General features: G+C 64.8%; 14 protein-coding genes. 8 read left to right on the top strand and 6 right to left on the bottom strand.

Annotation, left to right across the window (positions count from 1 at the left end):
- The first annotated feature begins 92 nt into the window (after window positions 1–92).
- On the top strand, window positions 93–377 hold the full coding sequence (locus EJ070_RS06045; RefSeq protein ID WP_126090513.1) for a hypothetical protein: 285 nt from the start codon (window positions 93–95) through the stop codon (window positions 375–377).
- Window positions 378–450: 73 nt separating this feature from the next.
- The gene (locus EJ070_RS36180) at window positions 451–618 is read left to right on the top strand and encodes a hypothetical protein (protein ID WP_189350403.1); all 168 of its coding nucleotides are present in this window, start codon (window positions 451–453) and stop codon (window positions 616–618) included.
- Window positions 619–634: 16 nt separating this feature from the next.
- On the opposite strand, the gene murJ is transcribed toward EJ070_RS36180, so the two are convergent.
- Both murJ and EJ070_RS06035 read right to left on the bottom strand, forming a co-directional pair.
- Window positions 635–2,239 carry a murein biosynthesis integral membrane protein MurJ gene (murJ, locus tag EJ070_RS06040; RefSeq protein ID WP_126090512.1) on the bottom strand — a complete coding sequence of 535 codons (1,605 nt, stop codon included), beginning with the start codon at window positions 2,237–2,239 and terminating at the stop codon, window positions 635–637.
- Between the two features lie 46 nt (window positions 2,240–2,285).
- A complete protein-coding gene (locus EJ070_RS06035; RefSeq protein ID WP_126090511.1) occupies window positions 2,286–5,090 on the bottom strand; it encodes a [protein-PII] uridylyltransferase in 2,805 nt (934 codons plus the stop codon).
- A gap of 188 nt (window positions 5,091–5,278) precedes the next feature.
- On the opposite strand from EJ070_RS06035, the gene EJ070_RS06030 reads away from it, so the two are divergent.
- From EJ070_RS06030 to EJ070_RS06015, 4 genes are all read left to right on the top strand, one after another.
- Entirely contained in the window at window positions 5,279–7,789 is a 2,511-nt protein-coding gene (locus tag EJ070_RS06030; protein WP_126090510.1) for a heavy metal translocating P-type ATPase, read from the top strand.
- A 43-nt stretch (window positions 7,790–7,832) separates the two neighbouring features.
- The gene (locus tag EJ070_RS06025) at window positions 7,833–8,222 is read left to right on the top strand and encodes a DUF305 domain-containing protein (protein WP_126090509.1); all 390 of its coding nucleotides are present in this window, start codon (window positions 7,833–7,835) and stop codon (window positions 8,220–8,222) included.
- Window positions 8,223–8,314: 92 nt separating this feature from the next.
- Window positions 8,315–9,160, top strand: coding sequence for an aldo/keto reductase (locus tag EJ070_RS06020; protein ID WP_126090508.1), 846 nt, complete (start codon window positions 8,315–8,317; stop codon window positions 9,158–9,160).
- 94 nt (window positions 9,161–9,254) lie between these two features.
- A complete protein-coding gene (locus tag EJ070_RS06015; RefSeq protein ID WP_245464823.1) occupies window positions 9,255–10,013 on the top strand; it encodes an MBL fold metallo-hydrolase in 759 nt (252 codons plus the stop codon).
- Between the two features lie 108 nt (window positions 10,014–10,121).
- Here EJ070_RS06015 and EJ070_RS06010 read toward each other — a convergent pair whose 3' ends face one another.
- From EJ070_RS06010 to EJ070_RS06000, 3 genes are all read right to left on the bottom strand, one after another.
- Entirely contained in the window at window positions 10,122–10,691 is a 570-nt protein-coding gene (locus EJ070_RS06010; protein ID WP_126090506.1) for a TetR/AcrR family transcriptional regulator, read from the bottom strand.
- A gap of 9 nt (window positions 10,692–10,700) precedes the next feature.
- Window positions 10,701–11,165 carry a nuclear transport factor 2 family protein gene (locus EJ070_RS06005; RefSeq protein ID WP_189350401.1) on the bottom strand — a complete coding sequence of 155 codons (465 nt, stop codon included), beginning with the start codon at window positions 11,163–11,165 and terminating at the stop codon, window positions 10,701–10,703.
- Between the two features lie 99 nt (window positions 11,166–11,264).
- Window positions 11,265–11,855, bottom strand: a complete 591-nt coding sequence (locus tag EJ070_RS06000; protein WP_126090505.1) for a TetR/AcrR family transcriptional regulator — start codon at window positions 11,853–11,855, stop codon at window positions 11,265–11,267.
- Between the two features lie 167 nt (window positions 11,856–12,022).
- On the opposite strand from EJ070_RS06000, the gene EJ070_RS05995 reads away from it, so the two are divergent.
- Both EJ070_RS05995 and EJ070_RS05990 read left to right on the top strand, forming a co-directional pair.
- A complete protein-coding gene (locus tag EJ070_RS05995; protein ID WP_126090504.1) occupies window positions 12,023–12,937 on the top strand; it encodes a DUF3313 domain-containing protein in 915 nt (304 codons plus the stop codon).
- A gap of 65 nt (window positions 12,938–13,002) precedes the next feature.
- Window positions 13,003–13,593: an isoprenylcysteine carboxylmethyltransferase family protein gene (locus EJ070_RS05990; RefSeq protein WP_189350399.1), complete on the top strand. Its 591-nt coding sequence runs from the start codon at window positions 13,003–13,005 to the stop codon at window positions 13,591–13,593.
- Here EJ070_RS05990 and mutS read toward each other — a convergent pair whose 3' ends face one another.
- On the bottom strand, window positions 13,594–16,317 hold the full coding sequence (mutS, locus tag EJ070_RS05985; RefSeq protein ID WP_245464927.1) for a DNA mismatch repair protein MutS: 2,724 nt from the start codon (window positions 16,315–16,317) through the stop codon (window positions 13,594–13,596). It abuts the gene before it with no gap.
- Window positions 16,318–16,472: the final 155 nt, after the last annotated feature.

The following is a 16,472-nucleotide window of genomic DNA, read 5'->3' as shown; positions in this document are numbered from 1 at the left end:
CCAAAAAGTTGCAGACTTTTTGGAGCCAATCATGCGGCTGGAAACCGCGCGCGGCGAAAGTCTTGCGACGGCGCGCTTATGGACGAAGGCGAATGCGGGATCAAGAGGGGCGGGCGATCGTGGCGGCGCTGTCGCTTTGGTCGGATTGCCCTTCCGTATTGTTCCGGGCATCGCGCTTGTCGTGCCTGTCGCTCGGCTTGAACGGCTGGCGCCGCCCCTCATCTGGCTGCCGCCATCTTCTCCCCGTGAAGGACGGGGAGAAGGACGCCTTCATCGACGGTTTTGCCAAACGCCGACGTGGCAGGAGAAGCAGCGGCATTGCGGTCAGCCACTTTCTCCCCGTTTTTTACGGGGAGAAATGCCCGGCAGGGCAATGAGGGGCAGCGCCGACATCGACATGTGTGTGATAGGGGTGAGATGTGTCCTGCAGGATTCTGATGTGAGAAGCGGATGCCTGTCATCGTCAACGACGAGAAAGCTCTAAAGCGCCGACAAGACCACGAGACACCACTGGAGACAGCGGCGCGACTCCGGGCCGAATTCGGAATCAAGCTGAGCGAGCGGGCACGCGAACCGGTGCCACGCTCGGTCTACGACGAATTGTCCGGCGAAGACTGATGCCTGTCGACGGCACTCACGGATCTGGAGACTGTTCCGTGACCGGCGGCTCCGCCTTCGAGCCGCGCTTGACGTTCCTGCGGATCATGCCGAAATCGGCGCCGCCGGTGCCGAAAGCGGTGATGAAATAGAGCGCCGCGCCGCCGCCGACCAGCGCAAGCACGGTCGTCGCCTTGACCACCAGCGGCGAACCAGGCCCAAGCTGGGTGGCAAAATAATGCTCGGCGAAGTAGAGCGCCGTGGCCATGATCACAGCGGACAGGACGAGCCTTGGAATGCGGTTCAAGAGCGGTATGTCGCGGCCCCAGTGGCCGCGCCGGATCAGCATGCCGAGCAGCATCAGCGCATTGACCCAGCCGGCGACGGCCGAAGCGACCGCGATGCCGGGCGCGCCCATCGAGGGGAACAAGGACAGCGCGATGGCGACGTTCACGCCGACCGAGATGGCGGCGAAGACCATCGGCGTGCGCGTGTCCTCGCGCGCGAAATAGCCGGGCGTGAAGGCCTTGATCAGCACGAAGGCCGGCAGGCCGAGGCCGAAGATCGCCAGGATCGAGGCGACGATCGGCGTCGAGTGGTTGGCGGCGAACGCACCGCGCTCGTAGACCAGCCGCACGATCGGTTCCGACATCACCCAGAGCGCCGCGGCGGCCGGCAGCGTCATGAACAGCGTGAACTCGACCGAGCGGTTCTGCAGGTTCGCCGCCTCGATCAGATTGCCCGACTTCAGCGCCCGCGACAGCTCCGGCAACAGCACGATCGCCACCGCCACGCCGACGACGCCGAGCGGGAGCTGGTAGATGCGGTCGGCATAGGCCAGCGACGACACGGCGCTGTTCTGCCCCGAGGCGATCGCCGTGCCGATAAGCTGGTTGATCTGGGTGATGCCGCCGGTGATCGCCGCCGGCAGCGCCAGGATCAGCAGCCGTTTGACGTTCGGCGTCAGGTGCGGCCGGCGGAAACCGATCGAGATGCCGGCATGGCGCACCGCCACCCAGACGATGGCGAGCTGCACGATGCCGGCCGCCAGCACGCCCCAGGAAAGCCCGTAGCCGACATCATGCGCATCCAGCCCGTGATACCAGGCATAGCCGAGCACGCTGATCAGGATGATGTTGAGGAAAGCGGGCGCGATCGCAGCGGCGAAATAGCGGCGGAGCGAATTCAGCATGCCCGCCATCATGGCGCCGAGCGACATGCAGATCAGATACGGGAACATGATCGTCGCCAGCCGGACGGTCGTCTCGAACTTGCCCGGAATGTCGGCAAAGCCCGGCGCCACCAGGTAGCGGACGATCAGCGGCATCGCCAGTTCCATGGCGATGGTGAGCGCGAGCAGCGCCGAGAACAGCACGCCGAACACCTCTTCCGAAAAGCGCTTGGCGCCGTCGGTGCCGTGCGTCTCGATCTCCTTGGCGAAGAGCGGCACGAAGGCGGCGTTGAAAGCCCCTTCGGCGAACAGCCGGCGGAAGGTGTTGGGGAACTGGAAGGCAGCGTTGAAGGCGTCGGCGACCGGCCCGGTGCCGAGCGCCGCCGCCATCAGCATCTCGCGGCCGAAACCCAGCGCGCGGCTCATCAGCGTGCCGGAAGCGACGGTGGCGAATTTCTTGACAAGGCTCATGCGGTGGATGACTGCCTGCGCAATTGCGTCAAATGGATGGTGATGATCACTCGGCCGCCGCCGCCTTGGCCTTGCCGTTGCGTTCGGGCGCATTGCCGTCCAGCGTGTCGATCAGCCGTTTGTGGATGGTGGCCGTGCGCGTCGGGCTGTCGATCTTCTGTCCGGTGAGGTCGGTGACGTAGAAGGTGTCGATGACCTTTTCGCCGAAGGTGGTGATGTGGGCCGAGGCGATGTCGAGCGAAAGGTCCGAAAGCGCGCCGGTGATCTCGGAAAGCAGGCCCGGCCGGTCCAGCCCCTCGATCTCGATGACGGAAAAGCGGTTCGACAGCGTGTTGCGGATCTCGGCGCGCGGCGGAATGCGGAAAGCCTTGGCGCCGCGCTTCGGCTTGGTGCGCTTCTCGATCATCTCGGGCAGCCAGCTCCTGCCGGACAGCACGTCCTCGATCAGCCGCCCGACGCGCTCGGCACGACGACGCTCGTCCTCATCGAGGTCGAATTCCCTCGAGATCAGGATGGTATCAAGCGCGCGCCCGTCCGAGGTGGTGAAGATCTGCGCGTCGACGATGTTGCCGCCGGCCCCCGCGCACGCGCCGGCAATCACCGAGAGCAGGCGCGGATGGTCCTGCGCGAGCACTGTGATTTCGGTCACCGCCTCGAATTCGTGGGTCTTCACCATGGTGGCGAGCTTCTTGCCGGCGGCGTCCGCCTCGCGGATGAATTCGGCGTGGCGCAACTGGTCGGGCAGGTCGACGGTCAGCAGATAGTTCTCGTAGTGCTGGGCGACATAGCGCTTGCGTTCTTTCGCCGGCCAGGCGGAGAGCGCCTCGGCCAGCCGCTCGCGCGCCGCCGCGGTGCGCTCGGCGCGCGACACCTCGGAGAAGCCGCCGGTCAAAAGCAGCTCGGTCTCGAAATAGAGCGTGCGCAGCAGTTGCCCCTTCCAGCCGTTCCAGACGCCCGGCCCGACACCCCTGATGTCGCAGACGGTGAGGACGAGCAGCAGCTTCAGCCGTTCGACCGACTGCACGATCGAAGCAAAATCCTCGATCGTCTTGCGGTCGTTGAGGTCGCGCGTCTGCGCCGTCATCGACATGACGAGATGGTTTTCGACCAGCCAGGCGACGGTCTCGGTGTCGGCGGCCGACAACCCCATATGCGGGCAGATGCGCCGTGCGATCCTGGCGCCGGCCTCCGAATGGTCCTCCGGCCGGCCCTTGGCGATGTCGTGCAGCAGCACGGCGACATAGAGCGCCTCGCGGCTCTTCTTCAGCCCCGGCATCAGCGAATGCGCCAGCGGATGCACCTTGGCGCCGTCGCCGCGCTCGATCTCGGCCAGCACGCCGATGCAGCGGATGAGATGCTCGTCCACCGTATAATGGTGGTACATCGAGAACTGCATCATGGCGACGATCTTGCCGAAGTCGGGGATCAGCTTGCCGAGCAGCCCCGCCTCGTTCATGCGCCTGAGGTTGAGCTCTGCATTGCGGTCCGAAGTCAGGATGTCGAGGAACAGCCGGTTGGCCTCCTCGTCGCGCCTGAGCGACTTGTTGACCAGGCCGAGCGAGCGGGTGAGCAGCTTCAGCGCGTCGGGATGGAACTCCAGCCCATGCTTGTCGGCGAACCAGAACAGGCGGAGCAGGTTGACCGGATCGCGCTCGAACACCATGTCGTCGGCGATGTTGATGCGGTGGTTGTCGACGATGAAGTCGGATGTGCCGGCAAGCTTGCGCTTGCGCCGCGAGAAGGTGAGGAAGATGCGGTTGAAGCCGGGGACGTGCTTGGCTTGCTCTTCCTCGAGCGCGGCGCAGAAGATGCGGGTCAGGTCGCCGACATCCTTGGCGACCAGGAAATAGTGCTTCATGAAGCGCTCGACCGCCGACAGGCCGGGATGCGTGGTGTAGCCCAGCCGCTCGGCGATCTCGCGCTGGATGTCGAAATGCAGCCGCTCTTCGGCCTTGCCGGTGAGGAAATGCATGTGGCAGCGTACCGCCCACAAAAAATCCTCGGCCTTCTGGAATTCGCGATATTCGGCCTCGGTGAAGACGCCTTTCTCGACCAGCTCCTCGCCGGTGCGGACGCGATAGAAATATTTGCCGATCCAGAACAGCGTCTGCAGGTCGCGCAGGCCGCCCTTGCCGTCCTTGACGTTGGGCTCGACCAGATAGCGGCTTTCGCCCGCCTTGGCATGGCGCTCGTCGCGCTCGGCGAGCTTGGCCTGCACGTACTCCGGTCCGGTCGTGCGCACCACCTCATGATCGAAGCGGGTGAGCAGTTCGTCATAGAGCTTGCGCTCGCCCCACAGGAAGCGCGCCTCCAGGATCGAGGTGCGGATGGTGATGTCGGTGCGCGACAGCCTCAGGCACTCTTCGATGTTGCGGGTGGCGTGGCCGACCTTCAGCCCCATGTCCCACAGCATGTAGAGCATGTATTCGACGATCTGCTCGCCCCAGGGCGTCTGCTTGTAGGGAAGCAGGAACAACAGATCGATATCGGAGCCCGGCGCCAGCGTGCCGCGGCCATAGCCGCCGACCGCGACGACCGCCATGCGCTCGGCGGCCGAGCGGTTCTTGACCCGGTAGACATGGCCGGCGGCGAAATCGTAGAGCGCCTGGATCAGCTCATCCATCAGATGCGACAGCCGCTCGGCGCAGGCATTGCCGCCGCCATCCTCCTTCAGCATGGCCTCGGCAATCTTTCGCCCTTCGCCAAGCCTGCCCTTGAGCAACTGCAGGACGGCCGTGCGCGTGGCCTTGCCGGAGCCGTCGCCGGCGCTCGCCCTCGTCAGCGCCGTCATGTCGCGGCGCAAGGCGTCGCCTTCGATGATTTCGTCGAGTTTCAGGGAGATCTTTGCCATTCGGCGGCGTCTATAGCGTGTTTTCGCGGCGCTGTGTATGGGGCGGGCGGCCGCGTTGCCAATGACATGCGATTGATGCAGCGCAAGGCCGGACGACCAAAATTCCCAAAAATCGAAACCGCCCCTTGACCTTCCAGTTACTGGAAGGACTACCTCCGCCCCATTCGATAATTCCGAGGCGTTTCGACATGAGCCATTCCGACCATCATCACCATCACGCGCATGGCGCATCCTGCTGTTCCGCAAAAGGCGCTGCGCCGGCCGCGGAAGCCGTGATCCGCGATCCGGTCTGCGGCATGACGGTGGATCCTTCCGCCGGCAAGCCTACGGCCGAACACAATGGCCGGACATTTCATTTCTGCAGCGAGCGCTGCCGCACGAAATTCCAGGCCGGGCCGGAAACATATCTGACGGCGACCGATCCCGTCTGCGGCATGAATGTCGACCGCGCGAGCGCGAAGCATTTCGTCCGCCACGAAGGCCAAGGCTTCTATTTCTGCTCGGCAAGCTGCAAGGGCAAGTTCGAGGCCGAACCGGCAAAATACCTTGACGGCCGGCCGGCGCCGGAGCCGATGCCGAAGGGCACGCAATACACCTGCCCGATGCATCCCGAGATCATCCGCGACAAGCCCGGCTCCTGCCCGATCTGCGGCATGGCGCTGGAGCCGATGGGCGTACCGACCGGCGATGAGGGGCCGAACCCGGAGCTGGTCGATTTCACCAGGCGATTCTGGGTAAGCGCGGTGTTGTCCGTGCCTTTGCTCGTCTTCGCCATGGCGCCGATGCTGGGTTTCAGCTTCGAAAGCTTCATCGACGGCCGGACGAAGACCTGGGCAGAACTGGCGCTGGCGAGCCCTGTGGTGCTGTGGGCTGCCTTCCCGTTCTTCCATCGCGGCTGGGACTCGATCCTGAACCGCAGTCCGAATATGTGGACGCTGATCTCGCTGGGCGTCGGCGCGGCCTATCTCTACAGCGTGGTCGCCGCCCTGTTCCCAGACATTTTCCCGCATCAGTTCCGTGGCCATGACGGCGCCGTGCCGGTCTATTTCGAGGCGGCCGCGATCATCGTCGCCCTGGTGTTCCTTGGCCAGGTGCTGGAACTCAGAGCCCGCGAACGCACGGGCTCGGCCATTCGCGCCTTGCTCGACCTTGCTCCGAAGACGGCGCGCCTGATCGGCGCCGACGGTTCCGAGAAGGACGTGCCGCTCGACAGCGTCCAGGCTGGAAACCGGCTCCGCATCCGCCCCGGCGATGCTGTGCCGGTGGACGGCATCGTGCTGGAAGGCCGCTCGGCGGTCGACGAATCGATGATCACCGGCGAGCCGCTCCCGGTCGAAAAGACGGAAGGCGATCCCCTGACCGGCGGCACGCTCAACAAGAACGGCTCGCTGATCATGCGCGCCGAAAGGGTCGGCGCCGAGACCACGCTCTCGCGCATCGTCGAAATGGTCGCCAAGGCGCAGCGTTCGCGCGCGCCGATCCAGGCGCTGGCCGACCGCGTATCCTTCTATTTCGTCCCGGCGGTCGTGCTGGTGGCCGTCATCGCCTTCATTGCCTGGTCGTTCTTCGGGCCTGAGCCCAGCCTGATCTTCGCCATCGTCTCGGCGGTGTCGGTGCTGATCATCGCCTGTCCCTGCGCGCTGGGTCTTGCGACGCCGATGTCGATCATGACCGCGACCGGGCGCGGCGCCCATGCCGGCGTGCTGATCAAGGAAGCGGCGGCGCTGGAGCGCTTCGCCTCGGTCGATACGCTGATCGTCGACAAGACCGGCACCTTGACCGAGGGCAGGCCGAAGCTGACCGACGTCGCCGCCGCCGAGAGCGCCGATGAGAATGAACTGCTGGCGCTCGCCGCCACGCTTGAAAAAGGCTCGGAACATCCGCTCGCCGAGGCGATCGTGGAGGGGGCAGCCGAACGCGGCGTCAAGCTTGCCGATGCCGAAAACTTCGAGGCCATCACCGGCAAGGGCGTTGCCGGCACGGTGTCCGGCAGAAAGGTAGCGCTTGGCAATGCGGCGATGATGGCCGACCTTGGCATCGACACCGCGCCTGTTTCCGCCAAGGCGGAGGCATTGCAGGCCGAGGGCAAGACGGCGATGTTCGTTGCCGCCGACGGCAAGCTCGCCGGCCTCGTCGCTGTCGCCGACCCGGTCAAGGCCACCACGGCCGAAGCGATCAGGGCGCTGCACGACAAGGGCCTGAGGATCATCATGGCGACCGGCGACAACGAGCGCACGGCAAAAGCGATTGCCGGCAAGCTCGGCATCGACGAGGTGCGCGCCGGTCTGTTGCCCGATGAGAAGGGCGCGCTGGTCGAGGAATTGCGTGGAACGGGCGCGGGCATTGCCATGGCCGGCGACGGCGTCAACGACGCGCCGGCGCTGGCCAGCGCCGATGTCGGCATCGCCATGGGTACCGGCGCCGATGTCGCGGTCGAAAGCGCCGGCATCACGCTGGTCAAGGGCGATCTCAACGGCATCGTCAGGGCACGCACGCTCGCCCAGGCGACGATCCGCAACATCCGCCAGAACCTGTTCTTCGCCTTCCTCTACAACGTGCTCGGCGTGCCTGTCGCCGCAGGCGTGCTCTATCCGCTCACCGGCACGCTTCTGTCGCCGATGATTGCGGCGGCGGCGATGAGCCTGTCGTCGGTCTCCGTCATTTCCAACGCCTTGCGGCTGAGAACATTGAAACTCTGAGCGAAGCTCCCAGATACGCATTCCAACCGCAAAGGAGACCTGAATGACCCTGGCCAAGAAGATCGTGCTGCTGCTGATGGCGGCGGGAATGCTGCTCGCGGTGTTCCTCGAAAGCGTTCCGGCGCAGTCCGAGGAGATGAAGCACGACATGTCGGGCATGGCGATGGGCGCTGAGAGCCCCGCTACCGTCGGCTACAAGGCGGCGATGGACAAGATGCACGAGGACATGATGCTCAACTACACCGGCAACGCCGACGTCGACTTCGTCCGCGGCATGATCCCGCACCATCAGGGCGCGATCGACATGGCCAAGGTGGTGCTCGCCAACGGCAAGGATCCGGAAATCCGCAAGCTCGCCGAAGGCGTCATCAAGGCGCAGGAAGCCGAGATCAGAGAGATGCAGGACTGGCTTGCCAAGCATCCGGTGAAGTAACTCCCTCGCCGGGAATCCGGTCGAAGGCGAGGACTTCAGTCTGGATTTCCGGCCACGGCTGTGCTGCGATCCGGCCTCACGCGGAGCAGACCATGTCTTCTGAAATCAGAACCACCACCCTGCCGTCCGGCGAAGCCGTCCCGGTGCTGGGCCAGGGCACCTGGAAGATGGGCGAGGACCGCCGGCGCCGCGCCGACGAGGTCGCGGCGCTGAGGCTCGGCCTGGACCTGGGCATCACGTTGATCGACACGGCGGAGATGTATGCCGGCGGCGGCGCGGAGGAAGTGGTGGCGGAAGCCATCGCCGGGCGCCGCGACGAGACCTTTCTGGTTTCAAAGGTGCTGCCGACCAACGCTTCGCGCACCGGCGTGAAGCGGGCCTGCGAGAACAGCTTGAGGCGGCTTTCCACCGATCGCATCGATCTCTATCTGCTGCATTGGCCGGGCAGCGTTCCCTTGGCCGAAACCGTCGAAGCCTTCGAGGCCTTGAAAGCCGCCGGCAAGATCCGCCACTGGGGCGTCAGCAATTTCGACACCGACGAGATGGAGGAGCTGGTCGGCCTGCCCTCCGGAGGCAACGTCCAGACCAACCAGGTCCTCTACAATCTCTCGCGGCGTGGCCCGGAATTCGATCTCGCGCCCTGGAGCCTTAAGCGCGGCATTCCGCTGATGGCCTATTCGCCGGTCGAGCAGGGCGCGCTCGCCCGCAATGCGAGGCTTGATGCCGTAGCTGCCCGCCACAAGGCCACGGCGGCACAGATCGCGCTCGCATGGGTGATGGCGCAGAAGGGCGTCATCGCCATCCCGAAGGCCAGCCGGCAGGAGCACGTCCGCCAGAACGCCGCCGCGCTTGCCATCAGGCTGACGGCGGAGGACTTCGCCGAGCTCGACCGCGCCTTCCCGCCGCCGACGCGCAAGCGCGGGTTGGAGATGATCTGAGGCCGAACCTCACCGAAATTTGCGACCGAACAGAGAGCAAGCATTGGAACGAATCTCAGCCGGGTCTCATCACACGACCTATGAAATCGCAGACATGAGGGTTACCTCGCTGCGGGACGGGTATGTCGACATGCCGGTCCGGCGGCTGCGCCAGCCGGGAGACAAGCCTTTCGGCGCCGATTTCCCATCGCGGGTGCCGCTCTTCGACGGCGCGCTCAGATTATCGGTCAATGCCTTTGCCATCGACGACGGCCGTGAAATCACGCTGATCGATACCGGGTCCTCGAACGCCTGGCACCCGACGATGGGGTTTCTGCCGCAGGCGTTGAGCGAGGCGCGGATCGCAATCGATCGGATACGCACGGTTGCGTTCACTCACACGCATCTCGACCATATCCACGGGCTCGTCCTTGCCGACGGCGAGGACGGTTTCCCGCAGCTCTCCCGCCTGCTTGTCCCGCGGCCGGAGCTCGACATGTTCCGGGCAGTGGCAAGGCTGCAGCGCTTCCATGATCGAGCCCAGCCCTTCGACGCCGGGCAACGCCTGAGCACGGATATCGAGACGATCGCCATTCCCGGTCACGAAGTCGGTCACACATGCTTTCGCGTTGTGAGTGGGGGCGAGACACTGTTGATCTGGGGCGACACCGTGCATGTGCCGTCGCTTCAGTTCGATCGCCCGGAGATCGCATGGGAGTTCGACGCCGACCAGGCGCAGGCGCGTGCAAGCCGGTTGCGAATACTGGGCCTTGCTGCCGACAACGACCATTTCGTTGCAGGCGCGCATCTCGATTCACCCGGCGTCGGTCGGGTTCATCGAACCGAAACAGCTTTCCGCTTCGAACCTGTCTAGAGGTCAATGCATGTCGCGCAAAAGTGTGCAGCGGTTTTGCGAAAACGACATACATAAAAACTAAAGACTTAAAGCGCATCGCCTGAATCCGTTTCAGCGCGACACGCTTTAGTCGCTTGCCGGCAGCCCAAGCCGCATGCGCATCCTGCCCAGCGCTCGCGAAAATACGCTGGCATCGTCAGCGGCGCGGGCAAGCGTGAGTGCACCCTGGACGGCGGCGACGGTTTCCTCGGCTAGCTCGGTTGCCTTGGCTCGTTCATGACCATCTCGGGTCAGCGCCTCGGCAAGCTGCATAACCCAGCGGCCGAAATAGTCCCTTATTTGGCCGGCGAAGAGGTCGCGGGATTCATCCAGCGCGAAGGCGCCGATGAGGCAAATCCGGCGCCCCGAGCGGAAGTAGCTGTCGGTCGCATCGAGCATCTGCCCGATCCCCGTTCTTGGATCTGAGTTGTCGCGCAAGGGCGCAAAGACATTGTCCTCGAACCAGCCATCGATATGGGCAATGACGGCTCTCGCCATCTCTTCCTTGCCGCCGGGAAAGAAGTGGTAGAGGCTTCCCTTGCCGAGCCCTGTCGCCTCGCCGATCAAGGCCAGGCTGGCGCCCTCATAGCCATGCTCGCGGAAAACCTCGGCCACGATCCCCAGCAACTGGTCGCGATCCGGAGCGATGCGCCGCATCCATTCGCCCTAAAGCCCGAGTTCCGAGAGGCCGGGATGGTCGTCCGGCCGGCGGCCGAGCGGCCAGTGGTACTTCCGCTCGCCTTCAACGATCGGCAGGTCGTTGATGCTCGCCACGCGGCGGCGCATGAGCCCGGCTTCGTCGAACTCCCAATTCTCGTTGCCGTAGGAGCGGAACCAGTGGCCGCTGTCGTCGCGCCATTCGTAGGCGAAGCGCACGGCGATGCGGTTGTCGTTCCAGGTCCAGACCTCCTTGATCAGGCGGTAATCCAGCTCGCGCGCCCACTTGCGCTTCAGGAAGCCAACGATCTCGGCGCGGCCGGAAATGAATTCGGCCCGGTTCCGCCAGATGCTGTCCTCGGTATAGGCGAGCGACACCCGCTCCGCGTCGCGGCTGTTCCAGGCGTCCTCGGCGAGCCGTGCCTTCTGCGCTGCTGTTTCGGCCGTGAAAGGCGGCAATGGTGGACGGCTCATGAAAATCTCCTGTCCTCGTTCGGTTGACCGGATATTGTACCGATCGGTACAATGAGTCAACACGGCTTGTGTTCTTTGCGACGCCTCAGGCGGCTGGATCTATCGAATCTCGGTTTTCAGCCTTTCAAAGGCATCCCGGACATATCCCGCCAGCGGATGCCTGGCGTGTTGCTGCTGCCATGTTTCGACGGCCAGGCGCAACGCGACGACTGTCACCAGAGAGACCAGTCGCAGACTGTCGCGCGCTTGGTCCGGCTGCAATTCGCATAAGCCGTCGAAAATGGCTTGCTCGAACTGCAGGTAGCCCGTGTGCCTCCGCGAGCGCAGCGTCTTGCTTTCCCGCATGATCTTGGCCGTCGCCATCATTTGTGATCCCTGGAAACTGCCGATAATATTGAGCAATGCGTCGCGGGCGATGTCGATCGCCGTTCCCGTGGGGGGCTCGGCAAGGATCGATGCTTTGACCACGCTTGCGTGGTTGCCCAGGGATGCAAACAGCACCTCGTCCTTGCTCTTGAAGTAGTGGAAGAACGTCCGGCGCGAGATGCCGGCGGCAGCAGCTATCTCGTCAAGCGTGGTCGCGTCATAGCCATTGGCCAGGAAAGCCTTCAGGCCGGCGTCGGCGATACGGCGGGACGTTTCTCGCCGCTTCCGCTCGCGCAGGCCTTCCGGTTTTGGCGCATCGTTCATGGAGCGCTCCTGCCACGACCTTTCCTCAAATGCGACAAGAAATTTGGCTCACATTCAAGTCCCGTCATCACGCCTCGCCATAATGGTGCCATCAATTTATTGCACTGAGTGCAATTATTGACCGTCCCCCAAAACGCCCCGCCGGGCGCACCCAGACAGAGGCATCCATGGCAGCTTGCTTGCGTTCCCGTCGCGAGGCTCACATCAGTCGTGGCCCGTTCGATCCGCGCGCGTGCCGCGCGGATCACCGCGTAATATGGCCGTTTGTGCTGGTCTTGAGCATGCTCGCGGTCGGCTGCGCGTCCGCGCCCCTGGATCAGGTAGGCTCGCTGCAATCCTATGACGAGTTGAAACCGTCGGACGGTTTGTTGGCCCGCTCACTAATGCGGGTGAGCAAGGACGACGTGCTTGCGGCAAAGACCGTTCGGATCATTCCGACGGGCTTCTCGCAGTCCGCCGGCGGAAGATCGACATTGTCCCAAGCGCAGCGCAGCCTTGTCACCAACGCTGTCGACAGGACGCTCTGCTCGGGCTTGAGCCAGCGCTTCCGTGTGGTCGATCTGACCGAGCCCGCCGACCTGACGGTCCATGCCATGGTGACGCACGTGACGCCGACGAACGCTTTGGCGGTCGGCGTTTCGAAAGTCGCCTCAACGGCGGTTTCCGTCGCGCTGCCTGAAATGCGGGTCCCGGTTCCTCGTCTGCCAATCGGATTGGGCAGCCTGTCGCTCGAAGCCGAAGCGATCGGCGACAACGGCAAACAGGCGGCGGCGATGATCTGGGGGCGCGGCGCCAACGCCTTGCTGGATTCCGGCCGGGTCGCCCGCGAGGGCGACGCCTACGACCTGGCGGCGAAGTTCGGCGACGATTTCAGCAAGCTCCTGGTCACCGGCAAGACGCCGCTGAACAAGCTGCCATCGCTGCCGACGAGGGCGGAATTGCGCGCCATGGTCGGCGGCGGGCCGAAATATCCCGCCTGCAAGGCCTTCGGCAAATCGCCCGGTCTCGTTGGCTTCGTCGGCGATCGGATGGGATTGCCGCCGGCCTGGACCGACAAGGGAGCCGCGGTACGCGACGACTGAGGCGGGTGATACAAGTGCAGAAGAAGTCCCCGATGCCGCTTTCAGCTTTTCAACAAGGCAGAAGGATGCGTTTCCTTTGGCTGGTTGCTCCCGTCGTCCTGGCGCCGGCCCTGCTTGCGGAGAGTGGGTGGCCGCAAGGCAGCACCTTTCGCGAAATGCTGGAATTTGCGGGTACCGTGCTGATCCTCATCTGTATCGGCGGCCGCTGCTGGGCATCGCTGTATGTTGGCGGACGCAAGAACCGTGAACTCGTCACAACCGGCCCCTATGCCTATACGCGCAACCCGCTTTATTTCTTCTCGGCCCTTGGACTGGCCGGCGTCGGGCTGACATTCGGGTCGCTGATCCTTTCGGCGTTTCTCTTTGCCTTCACCTATCTAGTCTTTTCCTATGTCGCGACGCGCGAAGCGATCACGCTGGACGCCATCTTTGGCGAGGCCTATTGGCGCTATTGTCAAAGCGTGCCGGCCTTCTTTCCCCGTCTGTCGCGCGATTACGACGACGTCTTGGGCCCGTCTCCCGTCACCTTCGACTCGGTGGCGCTGAGGCGGACCGCCATCGACAGCTCTTACTTCCTTGTGGCGATACTGGCGGTCGAATTGCTCGGCTGGCTCCAGTCGGCAAGGCTGGTGACGCCGATGTTCCGATTGTTTTGATTACCGGTCCGCCAGCCCCTTCAGCCGATAGAGCGCCTCCAGCGCCTCGCGCGGCGTCATCTCGTCCGGATTGATCGCGCCGAGCGCGTCGCCCAGCGCATCGCTCTTCACCGGCTTCGGCGCTTCGCGCTTCACCGCCACGGAAAACAGCGGCAGGTCGTCGACCAGACGGTTGGTCTTGCCAGAGACTTCGCCTTCCTCGAGTTGGTGCAGCACTTGCCTAGCGCGCGCCACCACCGCTTCCGGCAGGCCGGCGAGCCGCGCCACCTGGACGCCGTAGGAACGGTCGGCCGCGCCCTTGCCGACCTCGTGCAGGAAGACGACGTCGCCTTCCCATTCCTTGACCCGCATGGTGACGTTGGAGAGCCGCGACAGCTTGCCGGCCAGCGCCGTCATCTCGTGGAAATGCGTGGCGAAGATCGCCCTACAGCGGTTCTTCTCGTGCAGATACTCAACCGCCGCCCAGGCGATCGAGAGGCCGTCGAAGGTCGCGGTGCCGCGGCCGATCTCGTCGAGGATGACCAGCGCCCGCTCGCCCGCCTGGTTGAGGATCGCCGCCGTCTCGACCATCTCGACCATGAAGGTGGAGCGGCCGCGCGCGAGGTCGTCGGAAGCGCCGACGCGCGAGAACAGCCGGTCGACGACGCCGATATGGGCGCTCTGCGCCGGCACGAAGGAGCCGGTCTGGGCCAGGATGGCGATCAGCGCGTTCTGTCTGAGGAAGGTCGACTTGCCGCCCATATTGGGACCGGTGAGAAGCCAGATCGCGCCGGCCTTCGCCCCGCCTTCCGGCGAGAGGTCGCAGTCATTGGCGACGAACGGCCCTTCGCCGGAACGCCTGAGCGCCTGTTCGACGACCGGATGCCGCCCGCCGGAAATCTCGAAGGCGAGGCTGGCATCGACCGCCGGCCGGCACCAGCCCTCGTTTTCGGAAAGAAGGGCCAGCGCCGCCGACACGTCGAGCACGGCGAGTGCCTCGGCGCCGGCGCGGATGCTGTCGGCCTCGCCGACCACCTCCGCCGTCAGCCGGTCGAAAGTGGCAAGCTCGATGCTCAGCGCCTTGTCTGCGGCGTTGGCGATCTTCGATTCCAGCTCCGCCAGTTCCGTCGTCGTGAAGCGCATGGCGTTGGCCATGGTCTGGCGATGGATGAACCGCGCCTTCGCCGCGTCGCTGCCGGTCATCACGCCATGATGGTTGGCGGTGACTTCGATGTAATAGCCGAGCACATTGTTGTGCCGGATCTTCAGTGAGCGGATGCCGGTCTCCTCGATCAGCGAGCGTTCCAGCCCGGCGATCACTTTTCGCGACTCGTCGCGCAATGCCCGCATTTCGTCGAGTTCGGCATTGTAGCTCGACCGCACGAAGCCGCCGTCGCGTCTGATCAGCGGCAGTTCGTCGTCGAGCGCCTCGCTGAGATGGCGGGCGAGCGCTTCGGGCAAGGCCTTGATCGCCGCCAGCGCCGCGCCGAGTTCGGCGGGCAGGCCCGTCGTCGCGAACAGCGCGGCGATCGCGCCCGCCGCCTCGAAACCGGCGCGCAGCGCGCCGAGATCGCGCGGGCCGCCGCGATTGAGCGCCAGCCGCGACAGCGCCCTCGGCATGTCGGCAACGCTTTTCAGGCTCGTCCGCAGGCCTTGGCAGAGCCGCGTCTCGGCGCGGAAGAACGAGACCGAATCCAGCCTTGCGGAAATCGCCGCCGGGTCGGTCAGTGGCGCCATCAGCCGGTCGGCGAGCAATCTCGCGCCGCCGCCGGTCACCGTGCGGTCGATCGCCTTGAACAGCGAGCCGTCGCGGCTGCCTGACAGCGTGCGCAACAGCTCCAGATTGGCGCGCGTCGCCGGATCGATGAACAGCGTCGAGCCGCTCTCCTCGCGCTCGGGCCGCGACAGCGGCGGCCGCTCGGCCTTCTGCGTTTTCTCGACATAGGCGATAGTGCCGGAGATCGCCGACAATTCGGCGCGCGAGAACGTGCCGAAGCTGTCGGGCGTCGCCACCTCGAAAAAGCGGGCGATGCGGCCGGTGGCCGATGCCGAATCGAACAGCGACGGCGGCTGCGGGTTGGCGACCCGCCCGAGCACGTCGAAGACCGGCCGCAATTCCGGGTCGTGGAACACCGGTTCGGCGACGATCAGCTCGCGCGGATCGACGCGGAAGATGTCGGCAAGCAGCCGTTCGGCCGTGGTTTCCGCCACGCGGAACGCGCCGGTCGAGATGTCGATCCAGGCCAGCGCGAAGCTGCCTTGGCTGGCCGCATTGCCGCCCTTCACCCGTCCCAGAGCCATCAGGTAGCTCGATTCCGAGGGCGCCAGCAGCTTGTCCTCGGTGATGGTGCCGGGCGTGACCAGCCGCACCACATCGCGGCGCACCACCGACTTCGAGCCTCGCTTCTTGGCTTCCGCCGGATCCTCGATCTGCTCGCAGACGGCGACGCGAAAACCTTGCGCGATCAACTTCTGCAGGTAGTCGTCCGCCGCATGCACCGGCACGCCGCACATCGGAATGTCGTGGCCCTGGTGCTTGCCGCGCCGGGTCAGCACGATGCCGAGCGCCTGGCTCGCCTTTTCGGCGTCGTCGAAGAACAGCTCGTAGAAATCGCCCATGCGGTAGAAGAGCAGCGAATCCGGGTTCGCCGCCTTGATCTCGATATACTGCTCCATCATCGGCGTGACGGTGCCCACGGCGGGCGCCGGCGTCGTCGTCTCCTGGGCGTCGGTATCGGTCGGCATGTGCATGTTCATGCCGGAACGCTAGCAGAAGTGGCAGTGCGGTTTAATGCCGGCGCCTCGAAAAGCAGGGGAAAGCGCGAGCTATGCTGCCAGCCGGCTGCCAACTGAGCCGCCGCATTGCCTTGTCCGCCCGCGTTGAAGCAGCTTCGCCGGGC

The sequence above is a fragment of the Mesorhizobium sp. M1E.F.Ca.ET.045.02.1.1 genome, assembly GCF_003952485.1.
Lineage (GTDB): Bacteria > Pseudomonadota > Alphaproteobacteria > Rhizobiales > Rhizobiaceae > Mesorhizobium.
Note: the sequence above shows the minus strand (reverse complement) of the source record. Positions and strands in the feature narration are given on the sequence as shown.